This is a genomic window from Streptomyces lavendulae subsp. lavendulae, assembly GCF_002803845.1.
GTDB classification, from domain to species: Bacteria; Actinomycetota; Actinomycetes; order Streptomycetales; family Streptomycetaceae; genus Streptomyces; species Streptomyces lavendulae.
Genome location: NZ_CP024985.1, coordinates 2,677,262 through 2,692,645, shown reverse-complemented (window position 1 = coordinate 2,692,645; position 15,384 = coordinate 2,677,262). Strand labels below are relative to the sequence as shown.

General features: G+C 65.3%; 9 protein-coding genes and 2 rRNA genes. 9 read left to right on the top strand and 2 right to left on the bottom strand.

Going from position 1 to position 15,384, the window contains the following annotated elements; genetic code table 11:
* The first annotated feature begins 181 nt into the window (after nt 1–181).
* The 4 genes from SLAV_RS11120 to SLAV_RS11105 are packed head-to-tail and all read left to right on the top strand — an operon-like array spanning nt 182 to nt 5,043.
* Nucleotides 182–2,404 (top strand): polyribonucleotide nucleotidyltransferase, encoded by a 2,223-nt coding sequence (locus SLAV_RS11120; RefSeq protein WP_030227599.1) that lies wholly within the window; start codon nt 182–184, stop codon nt 2,402–2,404.
* On the top strand, nt 2,401–3,780 hold the full coding sequence (locus SLAV_RS11115) for a M16 family metallopeptidase (RefSeq protein ID WP_030227600.1): 1,380 nt from the start codon (nt 2,401–2,403) through the stop codon (nt 3,778–3,780). The genes SLAV_RS11120 and SLAV_RS11115 overlap by 4 nt, the downstream gene beginning before the upstream one ends.
* A gap of 26 nt (nt 3,781–3,806) precedes the next feature.
* Nucleotides 3,807–4,559 (top strand): 4-hydroxy-tetrahydrodipicolinate reductase, encoded by a 753-nt coding sequence (dapB, locus tag SLAV_RS11110; RefSeq protein WP_030227602.1) that lies wholly within the window; start codon nt 3,807–3,809, stop codon nt 4,557–4,559.
* Nucleotides 4,560–4,575: 16 nt separating this feature from the next.
* On the top strand, nt 4,576–5,043 hold the full coding sequence (locus tag SLAV_RS11105) for a hypothetical protein (protein WP_030227603.1): 468 nt from the start codon (nt 4,576–4,578) through the stop codon (nt 5,041–5,043).
* A gap of 36 nt (nt 5,044–5,079) precedes the next feature.
* Here SLAV_RS11105 and SLAV_RS11100 read toward each other — a convergent pair whose 3' ends face one another.
* Nucleotides 5,080–5,634 (bottom strand): SCO5741 family PH domain-containing membrane protein, encoded by a 555-nt coding sequence (locus SLAV_RS11100; RefSeq protein ID WP_030227604.1) that lies wholly within the window; start codon nt 5,632–5,634, stop codon nt 5,080–5,082.
* A 48-nt stretch (nt 5,635–5,682) separates the two neighbouring features.
* Nucleotides 5,683–5,922 (bottom strand): hypothetical protein, encoded by a 240-nt coding sequence (locus SLAV_RS11095; RefSeq protein ID WP_030227605.1) that lies wholly within the window; start codon nt 5,920–5,922, stop codon nt 5,683–5,685.
* 262 nt (nt 5,923–6,184) lie between these two features.
* On the opposite strand from SLAV_RS11095, the gene thyX reads away from it, so the two are divergent.
* The 5 genes from thyX (at nt 6,185) to SLAV_RS11065 (ending at nt 15,380) form a co-directional block, all read left to right on the top strand.
* Complete coding sequence (gene thyX, locus SLAV_RS11090; protein ID WP_030227608.1) at nt 6,185–6,925, top strand: FAD-dependent thymidylate synthase; 741 nt, start codon at nt 6,185–6,187, stop codon at nt 6,923–6,925.
* Nucleotides 6,926–7,125: 200 nt separating this feature from the next.
* The gene (dapA, locus tag SLAV_RS11085) at nt 7,126–8,025 is read left to right on the top strand and encodes a 4-hydroxy-tetrahydrodipicolinate synthase (RefSeq protein ID WP_030227610.1); all 900 of its coding nucleotides are present in this window, start codon (nt 7,126–7,128) and stop codon (nt 8,023–8,025) included.
* Nucleotides 8,026–8,140: 115 nt separating this feature from the next.
* On the top strand, nt 8,141–9,826 hold the full coding sequence (locus SLAV_RS11080) for a ribonuclease J (protein WP_030227611.1): 1,686 nt from the start codon (nt 8,141–8,143) through the stop codon (nt 9,824–9,826).
* Nucleotides 9,827–10,450: 624 nt separating this feature from the next.
* Nucleotides 10,451–11,975 (top strand): 16S ribosomal RNA (locus tag SLAV_RS11070).
* 282 nt (nt 11,976–12,257) lie between these two features.
* Nucleotides 12,258–15,380, top strand: a 23S ribosomal RNA gene (locus tag SLAV_RS11065).
* Together the 16S and 23S rRNA genes form the textbook arrangement of a ribosomal RNA operon.
* The last annotated feature ends 4 nt before the right edge of the window (nt 15,381–15,384 follow it).

Genomic DNA, 15,384 nt, shown 5'->3' with positions numbered 1-15,384 from the left:
AGAGGAGGAGCGCCCTCCCTACGCCGCCGGTCCTCGGTAGTGGCATCCGGAAATCCCCGTGACGGGGATCGGAACCGGGTGCTTCGATCGAAGACCGGCCCGCACGCCAGGAGCGCTTCTCCGAAACCGTCCCCCACCACACGGGTGGTGGACGGAGACGACGAAAATGGAGAAAACGCTAGTGGAGAACGAGACCCACTACGCCGAGGCCGTCATTGACAACGGCTCCTTCGGCACCCGCACCATCCGCTTCGAGACGGGCCGCCTGGCCCGCCAGGCCGCCGGCTCCGCCGTTGCCTACCTGGACGACGACACGATGGTGCTTTCCGCCACCACCGCGTCGAAGAAGCCCAAGGACCAGCTCGACTTCTTCCCCCTGACGGTGGACGTCGAGGAGCGCCAGTACGCGGCCGGCAAGATCCCCGGCTCGTTCTTCCGCCGTGAGGGCCGCCCCTCCGAGGACGCGATCCTCACCTGCCGCCTGATCGACCGCCCGCTGCGCCCGTCCTTCAAGAAGGGCCTGCGCAACGAGATCCAGGTCGTCGCGACGGTCATGGCGCTCAACCCCGACCACCTGTACGACGTCGTCGCGATCAACGCCGCGTCCGCGTCCACCCAGCTGGCCGGCCTGCCCTTCTCCGGCCCGATCGGCGGCGTCCGCGTCGCGCTGATCCGCGGCCAGTGGGTGGCCTTCCCGACGCACACCGAGCTTGAGGACGCCGTCTTCGACATGGTCGTCGCGGGCCGCACCCTCGAAGACGGCGACGTCGCGATCATGATGGTCGAGGCCGAGGCCACGGAGCAGACCATCGCCCTCGTCAAGGGCGGCGCCGAGGCGCCGACCGAGGAGATCGTCGCCTCCGGCCTGGAGGCCGCGAAGCCGTTCATCAAGGTCCTCTGCAAGGCCCAGGCCGACCTGGCCGCCAAGGCCGCCAAGCCCGAGGGCGAGTTCCCGGTCTTCCTGGACTACCAGGACGACGTGTACGAGGCCCTCGCGGCCGCCGTCAAGGGCGACCTCTCCCAGGCGCTGACCATCGCGGGCAAGCAGGACCGCGAGGCCGAGCTGGACCGCGTCAAGGACATCGCCGCCGAGAAGCTCCTCCCGGCCTTCGAGGGCCGCGAGAAGGAGATCTCCGCCGCCTACCGCAGCCTGACCAAGGCCCTGGTGCGCGAGCGCGTCATCAAGGACAAGGTCCGCATCGACGGCCGCGGGCTCACGGACATCCGTACCCTCGCCGCCGAGGTCGAGGCCATCCCGCGCGTGCACGGCTCGGCGCTGTTCGAGCGTGGCGAGACCCAGATCCTGGGCGTCACCACCCTCAACATGCTCCGCATGGAGCAGCAGCTGGACACCCTCTCCCCGGTGACCCGCAAGCGCTACATGCACAACTACAACTTCCCGCCGTACTCCGTCGGCGAGACCGGCCGCGTCGGCTCCCCGAAGCGCCGCGAGATCGGCCACGGCGCGCTCGCCGAGCGCGCGATCGTGCCGGTCCTGCCGACCCGCGAGGAGTTCCCCTACGCGATCCGCCAGGTGTCCGAGGCCCTCGGCTCCAACGGTTCGACGTCCATGGGCTCGGTCTGCGCCTCCACCATGTCGCTGCTGAACGCCGGTGTGCCCCTCAAGGCCCCCGTCGCCGGTATCGCCATGGGCCTGATCTCCCAGGAGATCGACGGCAAGACCCACTACGTCGCCCTCACCGACATCCTCGGTGCGGAGGACGCCTTCGGCGACATGGACTTCAAGGTCGCCGGCACCAAGGAGTTCGTCACCGCCCTCCAGCTCGACACCAAGCTGGACGGCATCCCGGCCTCCGTCCTGGCCGCGGCCCTCACCCAGGCCCGCGACGCCCGCCTCCACATCCTCGACGTGATGATGGAAGCGATCGACACGCCGGACGCGATGTCCCCGTTCGCCCCGCGGATCATCACCGTCAAGATCCCCGTGGACAAGATCGGTGAGGTCATCGGCCCCAAGGGCAAGATGATCAACCAGATCCAGGAGGACACCGGCGCCGAGATCACGATCGAGGACGACGGCACCATCTACATCGGTGCCTCCGACGGCCCGGCCGCCGAGGCCGCCCGCGCCACGATCAACGCGATCGCCAACCCGACCATGCCGGAGGTCGGCGAACGCTACCTGGGTACGGTCGTCAAGACCACCACCTTCGGTGCCTTCGTCTCCCTGATGCCCGGCAAGGACGGCCTGCTGCACATCTCGCAGATCCGCAAGCTCGCCGGTGGCAAGCGCGTGGAGAACGTCGAGGACGTGCTCGCGGTCGGCACCAAGGTGCAGGTCGAGATCGCCGAGATCGACCAGCGCGGCAAGCTCTCCCTGATCCCCGTGATCGACGGCGAGGCCGCCGGTGACGACGCTGACAAGGACGACTCCGACAAGTGACGTCGCGTAGTTCGCGTGTGACGGCCCGCCCCTCTTCGGAGGGGCGGGCCGTCGCCCGTACCCAAACCCTGCTCAAGGGGCAGAACGGCATCGGCACCGTCCGGCGCACCGTCCTGCCCGGCGGCCTGCGCGTCGTCACCGAGACGCTGCCCTCCGTCCGCTCCGCCACCTTCGGCATCTGGGCGAACGTCGGCTCCCGGGACGAGACGCCCACCCTCAACGGCGCCACGCACTACCTGGAGCACCTCCTCTTCAAGGGCACCCACAAGCGCAGTGCCCTCGACATCTCCTCCGCCATCGACGCGGTCGGCGGCGAGATGAACGCCTTCACGGCGAAGGAGTACACCTGCTACTACGCCCGGGTACTCGACACCGACCTGCCACTGGCCATCGACGTGGTCTGCGACATGCTCACCGGCTCGCTGATCCGCGAGGAGGACGTCGACGCCGAGCGCGGGGTCATCCTCGAAGAGATCGCGATGACCGAGGACGACCCGGGCGACATGGTCCACGACCTGTTCGCGCAGACCATGTACGGGGACTCGCCGCTCGGCCGCCCCGTCCTCGGCACCGTCGACACGATCAACGCCCTCGGCGCCGACCGGATCCGCCGCTTCTGGAAGAAGCACTACGACCCCACCCGGCTGGTCGTGGCCGCCGCCGGCAACGTCGACCACAACAAGGTCGTACGCCAGGTCCGCGCGGCCTTCGAGAGGGCCGGCGCGCTCGGGCACACCGACGCGGCGCCGATCGGCCCCCGCACCGGCACCAAGCGCATCCGCACCGCCGGCCGCGTCGACCTGGTCAACCGCAGGACCGAACAGGCCCACGTGGTCCTCGGCATGCCGGGCATCGCCCGCACCGACGAGCGCCGCTGGGCCCTGGGCGTGCTCAACACCGCCCTCGGCGGCGGCATGTCCTCCCGCCTCTTCCAGGAGGTCCGGGAGAAGCGCGGCCTCGCCTACAGCGTGTACTCGTACACCTCGGCCTTCGCCGACACCGGCCTCTTCGGCGTCTACGCGGGCTGCCGGACCGGCCAGGTCCACGACGTGCTGCGGATCTGCCGCGACGAGCTCGACAAGGTCGCCTCCGAAGGCCTCACCGACGAGGAGATCCGGCGCGCCATCGGCCAGCTGTCCGGCTCCACCGTCCTCGGCCTGGAGGACACCGGCGCGATCATGAACCGCATCGGCAAGAGCGAGCTGTGCTGGGGCGACCAGATGTCGGTCGACGACATGCTGTCCCGCATCGCGGACGTGACCCCGGACGACGTCCGCGCGGTCGCCCAGGATGTACTGGCACAGCGGCCCTCGCTCGCCGTGATCGGCCCGCTCAAGGAGAAGCAGGCCGCCCGCCTCGACGAAGCGGTCGCCTAGTTCCGTACGGACACGAAGGAAGCAACATGAGCAAGCTGCGCGTGGCAGTCCTCGGCGCCCGGGGCCGCATCGGCTCCGAGGCGGTCAAGGCGGTCGAGGCCGCCGAGGACATGGAGCTGGTGGCGGCCCTGGGCCGCGGCGACAAGCTGCAGGCGCTCGCCGAGGCGGGCGCCCAGGTCGCGGTCGAGCTGACCACCCCCGACTCGGTGATGGACAACCTCGACTTCCTCATCGGCCACGGCATCCACGCCGTGGTCGGTACCACCGGCTGGACCGAGGACCGCCTCGCGCAGCTGGACGCCTGGCTCGCCGCCTCCCCGGGGACCGGGGTGCTCATCGCCCCGAACTTCTCCATCGGCGCGGTCCTCACCATGAAGTTCGCCGCCCAGGCCGCCCGCTACTTCGAATCCGTCGAGGTCGTCGAGCTGCACCACCCGAAGAAGGTCGACGCCCCCTCCGGTACGGCGACCCGTACGGCCCAGCTGATCGCGGCCGCCCGCGCCGAGGCCGGGCTCGGGGCCCAGCCCGACGCCACCGCGACGGCCCTCGACGGCGCCCGCGGCGCGGACGTCGACGGGGTCCCCGTGCACGCCATCCGCCTGCGCGGCCTGCTGGCCCACCAGGAGGTGCTCCTCGGCGGCGAGGGCGAGACCCTGACCATCCGTCACGACTCCCTGCACCACAGCAGCTTCATGCCGGGCATCCTGCTCGGCGCGCGCCGCGTGACGCAGACCCCGGGCCTCACCTTCGGCCTGGAAAACTTCCTCGACCTCGGCTGATGAGGCAGTAGCACCCATGCGCGCGAAGATCACCTACTTCATCACGGCCGCCGTCCTGGTCGTCTACTTCGTCCTGGTCGGCAGCCGGGGCGTGATGCTGCTCCAGCAGGGCACCTGGCTCACCGTCACCTTCGGTGCGGCCGTACTGATCCTGCCGGTCATCGGCATCTGGTTCCTCTGGATGAACACCCGGTTCGTCACCCGCGCCAACCAGCTCGCGGCCGAGCTGGAGGCCGAGGGCGGCCTGCCCGTCGACGAACTGGAACGGGACGGCTACGGGCGGATCCTGCGGGACTCCGCCGACGAGGTCTTCGCGCGCCGCAAGGCCGAGACGGAGGACGCGCCGGGGGACTGGCGCAGCTGGTTCCGGCTCGCCGTGGCCTACCACGACGCCCGCGACACCCCGCGGGCCCGCAAGGCGATGCAGCGGGCGATCGCCCTGCACGCCGCCCCGCCGGCACAGGAAGGGCCCGTACAGGTCTGATCCCCGTACGGGCCCCACACGGCCTGCTCCCCGCCGTCAGGCAGGCACGGCCCGGTACTCCCGGGCCCACGCCTCCACCCGGCCGGCCGCGCGGTCGAAGGCCTCGCCGCGGGCCAGGAAGTCGGCGCTGTGGTCGGTCAGCAGCACCGGGAGCTCCGCGCCGCCGGGCCCGGCCACCGTCAGGGCCTGTCCCTGCACGGTCCTCGGCAGCCCCAGCCAGCGCACCGGCTGCTGGACCGTGCGGACCGCGTCGATCTCGTTCCAGGCGATCGAGCGGGTCCCGAAGAACCCGACTCGGCGCAGCCCGGCCGGGCTCACCCACACGCCCGTGCGCAGGATGCGCAGCGCGCAGCCGATCACGGTGAGCGAGGCGGTCCCGGCGACGGCGGCGCCGCCCCAGGTGCCGGCGAAGGCGATGATCACCGTGGCCAGCAGCATGAAGGCGGAGACGAGGAGCAGCACCGCCGCACCGGCGACCCGCCAGGGGCCGGGCCGGTAGGGGCGCCGCCAGCGTTCGGGATCCGCATGCGGGAGGGCTTCGTCCTCGTGTGCGTCGAATACGCCGTCGGCCGTCAAGAAGGGCAGGGGCACGGCTGGACCTCACTCACATGCACGTTCGGTTGGACTGTGCCCGTGAGGCTACCGCCCCTCGGACGCCTCCGACTGCTGCGCCTTCTCGGGCGCCTTGTACGGCTGCAGTGCGGGCATCCCGAAGAGCAGCGAGCCGACGAGCCCCGCCACCACGGTCAGTCCGACCAGACTACGGGCGGCGATCTGGGTCTTGCTCAGACTCTCGCGCGGCGGCGGAGTGACGTTACTGCGGAATCGGTCGGCCTCGGCGACGAAGGCGAAGGGGACGGGTTCGCGCCGGCGAAACATAGGGAGCGACTCTCCTCACGGTCGGGCCCCTGGGGGCGGTGCGGACGGGACGGAACGCGTTCTCCCTGTAGGACGTGCGGAGGGCCCAATCGGTGCCGGAATTCGGGACATTAACCAAAATTCATGGCGGTCCGTCAGCCGACCGGGTGACGCGGGCGCGCCCTCGCCGGTCCGCCTGCGGCCCCGTCGCCTGCGCGGCCACCCCCGGGTGGCGCCGTAGAGTGGGCGCGCCCCAGGAAAGACCCGTTCGGAAGGACCCCGCGTGAGCGAGACCGCCGCTTCAGACCAGAAACCCAGCTTCCGCAGCGATGTGACGGTGGAGCTGGTGAAGCACTCCGCCGCCGACTCCGACGTGCTGTGGGCGGCCCGCGTCTCCACGGCGGGCGAGCAGTCCCTGGAGGAGCTGCAGAAGGACCCCGAGCGCTCCAAGGGCCTCATCAACTACCTGATGCGCGACCGCCACGGCAGCCCGTTCGAGCACAACTCGATGACCTTCTTCATCAGCGCCCCGATCTTCGTGTTCCGCGAGTTCATGCGCCACCGGGTGGGCTGGTCCTACAACGAGGAATCCGGCCGCTACAGGGAGCTCCAGCCGGTCTTCTACGTCCCCGACGCGGAGCGCAAGCTCGTCCAGGAGGGCCGTCCGGGCAAGTACGTCTTCGTCGAGGGCACCGAGGCGCAGCAGGAGCTGACGGGCCGGGTCATGGAGGACTCGTACCGCCAGGCCTACGAGGCGTACCAGGAGATGCTCGCGGCCGGCGTGGCCCGCGAGGTGGCCCGCGCGGTCCTGCCGGTGGGCCTCTTCTCCTCGATGTACGCCACGTGCAACGCGCGCTCGCTCATGCACTTCCTCGGCCTGCGCACCCAGCACGAGCTGGCGGCGGTGCCGTCCTTCCCGCAACGGGAGATCGAGATGGTCGGCGAGAAGATGGAGCGGGAGTGGGCCAAGCTCATGCCGCTGACCTACGCCGCCTTCAACGGCAACGGTCGCGTTGCCCCGTAAGGTCCGATGCACGCGCGGCGTACAGATGTGCGGAGACAAGTCCCAAGTGTCCGTATTGCGGCGTTTCGTAAAGTTCATCTAGGCTGATCAAACGGACCCGGCACTGCTTGAACCCCCGAGCAGGCAGTGCCGGGCTCCAACCCAGTGTTGACGTCCCCCGAGGGGACACCGCGAGCGTGGCAGCGAGTAGCGTGTTACCCATGGCTCCGATCTCGACTCCGCAGACCCCCTTCGGGCGGGTCCTCACCGCCATGATCACGCCGTTTACGGCGGATGGCGCACTTGACCTCGACGGCGCGCAGCGGCTCGCCGTCCACCTGGTGGACGCAGGCAACGACGGCCTGATCATCAACGGCACCACCGGTGAGTCGCCCACGACCACCGACGCGGAGAAAAACGACCTCGTACGAGCCGTACTCGAAGCGGTCGGCGACCGCGCCCACGTCGTGGCCGGAATCGGCACCAACGACACCCGGCACACCCTGGAGCTCGCCCGCCAGGCGGAGCGCACCGGCGCCCACGGCCTGCTGGCGGTGACCCCGTACTACAGCAAGCCGCCGCAGGAGGGCCTCTACCAGCACTTCACGGCCATCGCGGACGCCACCGGGCTGCCGGTCATGCTCTACGACATCCCGGGCCGCAGCGGTGTTCCGATCAACACCGAAACCCTCGTCCGGCTGGCCGAGCACCCCCGTATCGTGGCCAACAAGGACGCCAAGGGCGACCTCGGCCGCGCCAGCTGGGCGATCGCCCAGAGCGGCCTGGCCTGGTACTCCGGCGACGACATGCTGAACCTGCCGCTCCTGTCGGTCGGCGCGGTCGGCTTCGTCTCCGTGGTCGGCCACCTGGTCAGCCCCGAGCTGCGTGCCATGCTCGACGCCCACCTGGGCGGCGACGTGCAGAAGGCCACCGAGATCCACCAGAAGCTGCTGCCCGTCTTCACCGGCATGTTCCGCACCCAGGGCGTGATGACCACCAAGGGCGCGCTGAACCTCCAGGGCCTGCCCGCGGGCCCGCTGCGCCTCCCGCTCGTCGGCCTCACCGACGAAGAGACCGCGCAGCTCAAGATCGATCTTGCCGCGGGCGGGGTACAGCTCTGACAACAGACTTCACAACTGAATAACCAAGAACGAAACAGACAACAGCAAGTGCACGAATGACATGCGCGCCGCGTGCCTCCAGGGGCACGTGGCGCGCGTGGTGAAGGAGAAACTTTTGAGCCATCCGCACCCTGAACTGGGCCCGCCGCCGAAGCTCCCGAAGGGCGGCCTGCGGGTCACCCCGCTGGGCGGTCTCGGCGAGATCGGCCGCAACATGACCGTCTTCGAGTTCGACGGTCGCCTGCTGATCGTCGACTGCGGTGTCCTCTTCCCCGAAGAGGAGCAGCCGGGCATCGACCTGATCCTGCCGGACTTCTCGTCGATCCGGGACCGTCTCGACGACATCGAGGGCATCGTCCTCACCCACGGTCACGAGGACCACATCGGCGCCGTCCCGTACCTCCTTCGGGAGAAGCCGGACATCCCGCTGATCGGCTCCAAGCTGACGCTGGCCCTCATCGAGGCCAAGCTCCAGGAGCACCGCATCCGCCCCTACACCCTGGAGGTGAAGGAGGGCGAGCGCGAGAACCTGGGCCCCTTCGACTGCGAGTTCATCGCGGTCAACCACTCCATTCCGGACGCCCTCGCCGTGGCGATCCGGACGGGCGCGGGCCTGGTCGTCGCCACCGGCGACTTCAAGATGGACCAGCTCCCGCTGGACAACCGCCTCACGGACCTGCACGCCTTCGCGCGCCTGAGCGAAGAGGGCATCGACCTCCTCCTCTCGGACTCGACGAACGCCGAGGTCCCGGGCTTCGTCCCGCCGGAGCGCGACATCTCCAACGCCATCCGCGGCGTGTTCGCGGGGGCCCAGAAGCGGATCATCGTGGCGTCCTTCGCCAGCCACGTGCACCGCATCCAGCAGATCCTCGACGCCGCCCACGAGTACGGCCGCCGCGTCGCCTTCGTCGGCCGCTCGATGGTCCGGAACATGGGCATCGCCCGTGACCTGGGCTACCTGCGGGTCCCGGCCGGCCTGATCGTCGACGTCAAGACCCTCGACGACCTGCCGGACGACGAGGTCGTGCTGGTCTGCACGGGCTCCCAGGGCGAGCCGATGGCGGCCCTGTCCCGCATGGCCAACCGCGACCACCAGATCCGGATCGTCCCCGGCGACACGGTCATCCTGGCGTCCTCGCTCATCCCGGGCAACGAGAACGCGGTCTACCGCGTGATCAACGGCCTGACCCGCTGGGGCGCCAACGTCGTGCACAAGGGCAACGCCAAGGTGCACGTCTCCGGCCACGCCTCCGCGGGCGAGCTGCTGTACTTCTACAACATCTGCAAGCCGCGGAACCTGATGCCGGTCCACGGCGAGTGGCGCCACCTGCGCGCCAACGCCGAGCTCGGTGCCATGACGGGCGTCCCGAAGGACCGCATCGTCATCGCCGAGGACGGCGTGGTCGTCGACCTGATCGACGGCAAGGCCCGGATCTCCGGCAAGGTCCAGGCCGGGTACGTGTACGTGGACGGCCTCTCGGTCGGCGACGTCACCGACGCCTCCCTCAAGGACCGGCGCATCCTCGGCGACGAGGGCATCATCTCGGTCTTCGTGGTGGTGGACAGCACCACCGGCAAGGTCGTCAGCGGCCCGAACATCCAGGCCCGCGGCTCCGGCATCGAAGACTCCGCCTTCGCCGCGATCCTCCCGAAGATCGAGGACGCGATCGCCCGCGCCGGCGCGGACGGTGTCGCCGAGCCGCACCAGATCCAGCAGCTCATCCGCCGCACGATGGGCAAGTGGGTCTCGGACGGCTACCGCCGCCGCCCGATGATCCTCCCGGTCGTCGTAGAGGTCTGACCTCCGCGTTCGTAGCGACCTCACTGGAGCGGGGCAACCGGATTTGCATCCGGGGGCCCCGCTCCAGTACGTTTACGTCTCCACCTCGCAAGGACCCGGGCACACACGTGTGCCCGATTGCCGCGTGCGGGCGGGTGGGAATCGGACCCGGGGAAACCTGATAAAGTCTGATCCACCCGAAAGGGAAAGGCCCCCCGAAGGCCATCGGAATTCCAATCCAGCCGGTAACGGCCAGGAAAAAGAATCTGATAGAGTCGGAATCGCCGGAAAGGGAAAGCGCGAAAGCGCAGAACCTGGAAAGCACCGAGGAAAATCGGACACGAAAGAGTCTGATAGAGTCGGAAACGCAAGAACACAGAACGAAAGCCCGGAGGAAAGCCCGAGAGGGTGAGTACAAAGGAAGCGTCCGTTCCTTGAGAACTCAACAGCGTGCCAAAAATCAACGCCAGAAGTTGATACCCCGTCCACTTCGGTGGATGAGGTTCCTTTGAAAAAGACCTGTGAGGTCGCCTTCGGGTGATGCTTGCAGGCAACCAAACACAGCGAGGACGTTGTGGCGCGTCGGTCATATTCCGACATGACGTGCCCGCTCAACGTGTGTGTGCACCCGATTACGGGTAAACATTCATGGAGAGTTTGATCCTGGCTCAGGACGAACGCTGGCGGCGTGCTTAACACATGCAAGTCGAACGATGAAGCCCTTCGGGGTGGATTAGTGGCGAACGGGTGAGTAACACGTGGGCAATCTGCCCTTCACTCTGGGACAAGCCCTGGAAACGGGGTCTAATACCGGATACCACTCCTGCCCGCATGGGCGGGGGTTGAAAGCTCCGGCGGTGAAGGATGAGCCCGCGGCCTATCAGCTTGTTGGTGGGGTAATGGCCCACCAAGGCGACGACGGGTAGCCGGCCTGAGAGGGCGACCGGCCACACTGGGACTGAGACACGGCCCAGACTCCTACGGGAGGCAGCAGTGGGGAATATTGCACAATGGGCGAAAGCCTGATGCAGCGACGCCGCGTGAGGGATGACGGCCTTCGGGTTGTAAACCTCTTTCAGCAGGGAAGAAGCGAAAGTGACGGTACCTGCAGAAGAAGCGCCGGCTAACTACGTGCCAGCAGCCGCGGTAATACGTAGGGCGCAAGCGTTGTCCGGAATTATTGGGCGTAAAGAGCTCGTAGGCGGCTTGTCACGTCGGATGTGAAAGCCCGAGGCTTAACCTCGGGTCTGCATTCGATACGGGCTAGCTAGAGTGTGGTAGGGGAGATCGGAATTCCTGGTGTAGCGGTGAAATGCGCAGATATCAGGAGGAACACCGGTGGCGAAGGCGGATCTCTGGGCCATTACTGACGCTGAGGAGCGAAAGCGTGGGGAGCGAACAGGATTAGATACCCTGGTAGTCCACGCCGTAAACGTTGGGAACTAGGTGTTGGCGACATTCCACGTCGTCGGTGCCGCAGCTAACGCATTAAGTTCCCCGCCTGGGGAGTACGGCCGCAAGGCTAAAACTCAAAGGAATTGACGGGGGCCCGCACAAGCGGCGGAGCATGTGGCTTAATTCGACGCAACGCGAAGAACCTTACCAAGGCTTGACATATACCGGAAAGCATTAGAGATAGTGCCCCCCTTGTGGTCGGTATACAGGTGGTGCATGGCTGTCGTCAGCTCGTGTCGTGAGATGTTGGGTTAAGTCCCGCAACGAGCGCAACCCTTGTCCTGTGTTGCCAGCATGCCCTTCGGGGTGATGGGGACTCACAGGAGACCGCCGGGGTCAACTCGGAGGAAGGTGGGGACGACGTCAAGTCATCATGCCCCTTATGTCTTGGGCTGCACACGTGCTACAATGGCCGGTACAATGAGCTGCGATACCGTGAGGTGGAGCGAATCTCAAAAAGCCGGTCTCAGTTCGGATTGGGGTCTGCAACTCGACCCCATGAAGTCGGAGTCGCTAGTAATCGCAGATCAGCATTGCTGCGGTGAATACGTTCCCGGGCCTTGTACACACCGCCCGTCACGTCACGAAAGTCGGTAACACCCGAAGCCGGTGGCCCAACCCGTAAGGGAGGGAGCTGTCGAAGGTGGGACTGGCGATTGGGACGAAGTCGTAACAAGGTAGCCGTACCGGAAGGTGCGGCTGGATCACCTCCTTTCTAAGGAGCATATAGCCGACTGCGATCGAATGAATCGCACGGTTGCTCATGGGTGGAACGTTGATTATTTGGCACGGTTTCCAGAACATCCTGTAAGTACTGCTTCGGCGTGGAAAACAGTGATAGTCGAGGGGATCGTGCCTGGCACGTTGTTGGGTATCTGAGGGTACGGCCGTAAGGTCTTATCTTCGCGATGCCGGCCCCAGTAAAACTCTGCTTCGGCAGGGTGTGATGGGTGGCTGGTCGTTGCTTGAGAACTACACAGTGGACGCGAGCATCTGTGGCCAAGTTTTTAAGGGCGCACGGTGGATGCCTTGGCACCAGGAACCGATGAAGGACGTGAGAGGCCGCGATAGGCCCCGGGGAGCTGCCAACTGAGCTTTGATCCGGGGGTGTCCGAATGGGGAAACCCGGCAGTCGTCATGGGCTGTCACCCATGCCTGAACACATAGGGCATGTGGAGGGAACGAGGGGAAGTGAAACATCTCAGTACCCTCAGGAAGAGAAAACAACCGTGATTCCGGGAGTAGTGGCGAGCGAAACCGGATGAGGCCAAACCGTATGCGTGTGATACCCGGCAGGGGTTGCGCATGCGGGGTTGTGGGAATGAGCTTGATCGGTCTGCCGGCCGGTCGGCGAGTCAGAAACCGTTGATGTAGTCGAAGGACATGCGAAAGGTCCGGCGTAGAGGGTAAGACCCCCGTAGACGAAACATCAGCGGCTTGCTTGCTCATCTCCCAAGTAGCACGGGGCCCGAGAAATCCCGTGTGAATCTGGCGGGACCACCCGCTAAGCCTAAATATTCCCTGGTGACCGATAGCGGATAGTACCGTGAGGGAATGGTGAAAAGTACCGCGGGAGCGGAGTGAAATAGTACCTGAAACCGTGTGCCTACAAGCCGTGGGAGCGTCGCTGTATGTGCTTGCACATACAGTCGTGACTGCGTGCCTTTTGAAGAATGAGCCTGCGAGTTAGCGGTGTGTAGCGAGGTTAACCCGTGTGGGGAAGCCGTAGCGAAAGCGAGTCCGAATAGGGCGATTGAGTTGCACGCTCTAGACCCGAAGCGGAGTGATCTAGCCATGGGCAGGTTGAAGCGGAGGTAAGACTTCGTGGAGGACCGAACCCACCAGGGTTGAAAACCTGGGGGATGACCTGTGGTTAGGGGTGAAAGGCCAATCAAACTCCGTGATAGCTGGTTCTCCCCGAAATGCATTTAGGTGCAGCGTCGTGTGTTTCTTGCCGGAGGTAGAGCACTGGATAGGCGATGGGCCCTACCGGGTTACTGACCTTAGCCAAACTCCGAATGCCGGTAAGTGAGAGCACGGCAGTGAGACTGTGGGGGATAAGCTCCATGGTCGAGAGGGAAACAGCCCAGAGCATCGACTAAGGCCCCTAAGCGTACGCTAAGTGGGAAAGGATGTGGAGTCGCAGAGACAACCAGGAGGTTGGCTTAGAAGCAGCCACCCTTGAAAGAGTGCGTAATAGCTCACTGGTCAAGTGATTCCGCGCCGACAATGTAGCGGGGCTCAAGCGTACCGCCGAAGTCGTGTCATTGCAGCAATAGGGCCAACGCCCGCTGTGATGGGTAGGGGAGCGTCGTGTGCCGGGTGAAGCAGCAGCGGAAGCTAGTTGTGGACGGTTCACGAGTGAGAATGCAGGCATGAGTAGCGATACACACGTGAGAAACGTGTGCGCCGATTGACTAAGGGTTCCTGGGTCAAGCTGATCTGCCCAGGGTAAGTCGGGACCTAAGGCGAGGCCGACAGGCGTAGTCGATGGACAACCGGTTGATATTCCGGTACCCGCTTTGAAACGCCCAATATCGAATCAGGCGATGCTAAGTCCGTGAAGCCGTTCCGGACCCTTCGGGGAAAGGAAAGTGGTGGAGCCGACGAACCAGACTTGTAGTAGGTAAGCGATGGGGTGACGCAGGAAGGTAGTCCAGCCCGGGCGGTGGTTGTCCCGGGGTAAGGGTGTAGGCCGAGGGGTAGGCAAATCCGTCCCTCATTAAGGCTGAGACCTGATGCCGAGCCGATTGTGGTGAAGTGGATGATCCTATGCTGTCGAGAAAAGCCTCTAGCGAGTTTCATGGCGGCCCGTACCCTAAACCGACTCAGGTGGTCAGGTAGAGAATACCGAGGCGTTCGGGTGAACTATGGTTAAGGAACTCGGCAAAATGCCCCCGTAACTTCGGGAGAAGGGGGGCCATCACTGGTGATCGGACTTGCTCCGTGAGCTGGGGGTGGCCGCAGAGACCAGCGAGAAGCGACTGTTTACTAAAAACACAGGTCCGTGCGAAGCCGTAAGGCGATGTATACGGACTGACGCCTGCCCGGTGCTGGAACGTTAAGGGGACCGGTTAGTGACCTTTCGGGGTTGCGAAGCTGAGAACTTAAGCGCCAGTAAACGGCGGTGGTAACTATAACCATCCTAAGGTAGCGAAATTCCTTGTCGGGTAAGTTCCGACCTGCACGAATGGCGTAACGACTTCTCGACTGTCTCAACCATAGGCCCGGTGAAATTGCACTACGAGTAAAGATGCTCGTTTCGCGCAGCAGGACGGAAAGACCCCGGGACCTTTACTACAGTTTGATATTGGTGTTCGGTTCGGCTTGTGTAGGATAGGTGGGAGACTTTGAAGCCGTGACGCCAGTCATGGTGGAGTCGCCGTTGAAATACCACTCTGGTCGTGCTGGATGTCTAACCTCGGTCCGTGATCCGGATCAGGGACAGTGTCTGATGGGTAGTTTAACTGGGGCGGTTGCCTCCCAAAGGGTAACGGAGGCGCCCAAAGGTTCCCTCAGCCTGGTTGGCAATCAGGTGTTGAGTGTAAGTGCACAAGGGAGCTTGACTGTGAGACCGACGGGTCGAGCAGGGACGAAAGTCGGGACTAGTGATCCGGCGGTGGCTTGTGGAAGCGCCGTCGCTCAACGGATAAAAGGTACCCCGGGGATAACAGGCTGATCTTCCCCAAGAGTCCATATCGACGGGATGGTTTGGCACCTCGATGTCGGCTCGTCGCATCCTGGGGCTGGAGTCGGTCCCAAGGGTTGGGCTGTTCGCCCATTAAAGCGGTACGCGAGCTGGGTTTAGAACGTCGTGAGACAGTTCGGTCCCTATCCGCTGTGCGCGTAGGAATATTGAGAAGGGCTGTCCCTAGTACGAGAGGACCGGGACGGACGAACCTCTGGTGTGCCAGTTGTCCTGCCAAGGGCATGGCTGGTTGGCTACGTTCGGGAGGGATAACCGCTGAAAGCATCTAAGCGGGAAGCCTGCTTCAAGATGAGTATTCCCACCTCCTTGAGAGGGTAAGGCTCCCAGTAGACGACTGGGTTGATAGGCCAGATGTGGAAGCCCGGTAACGGGTGGAGCTGACTGGTACTAATAGGCCGAGGGCTTGTCCTCAGTT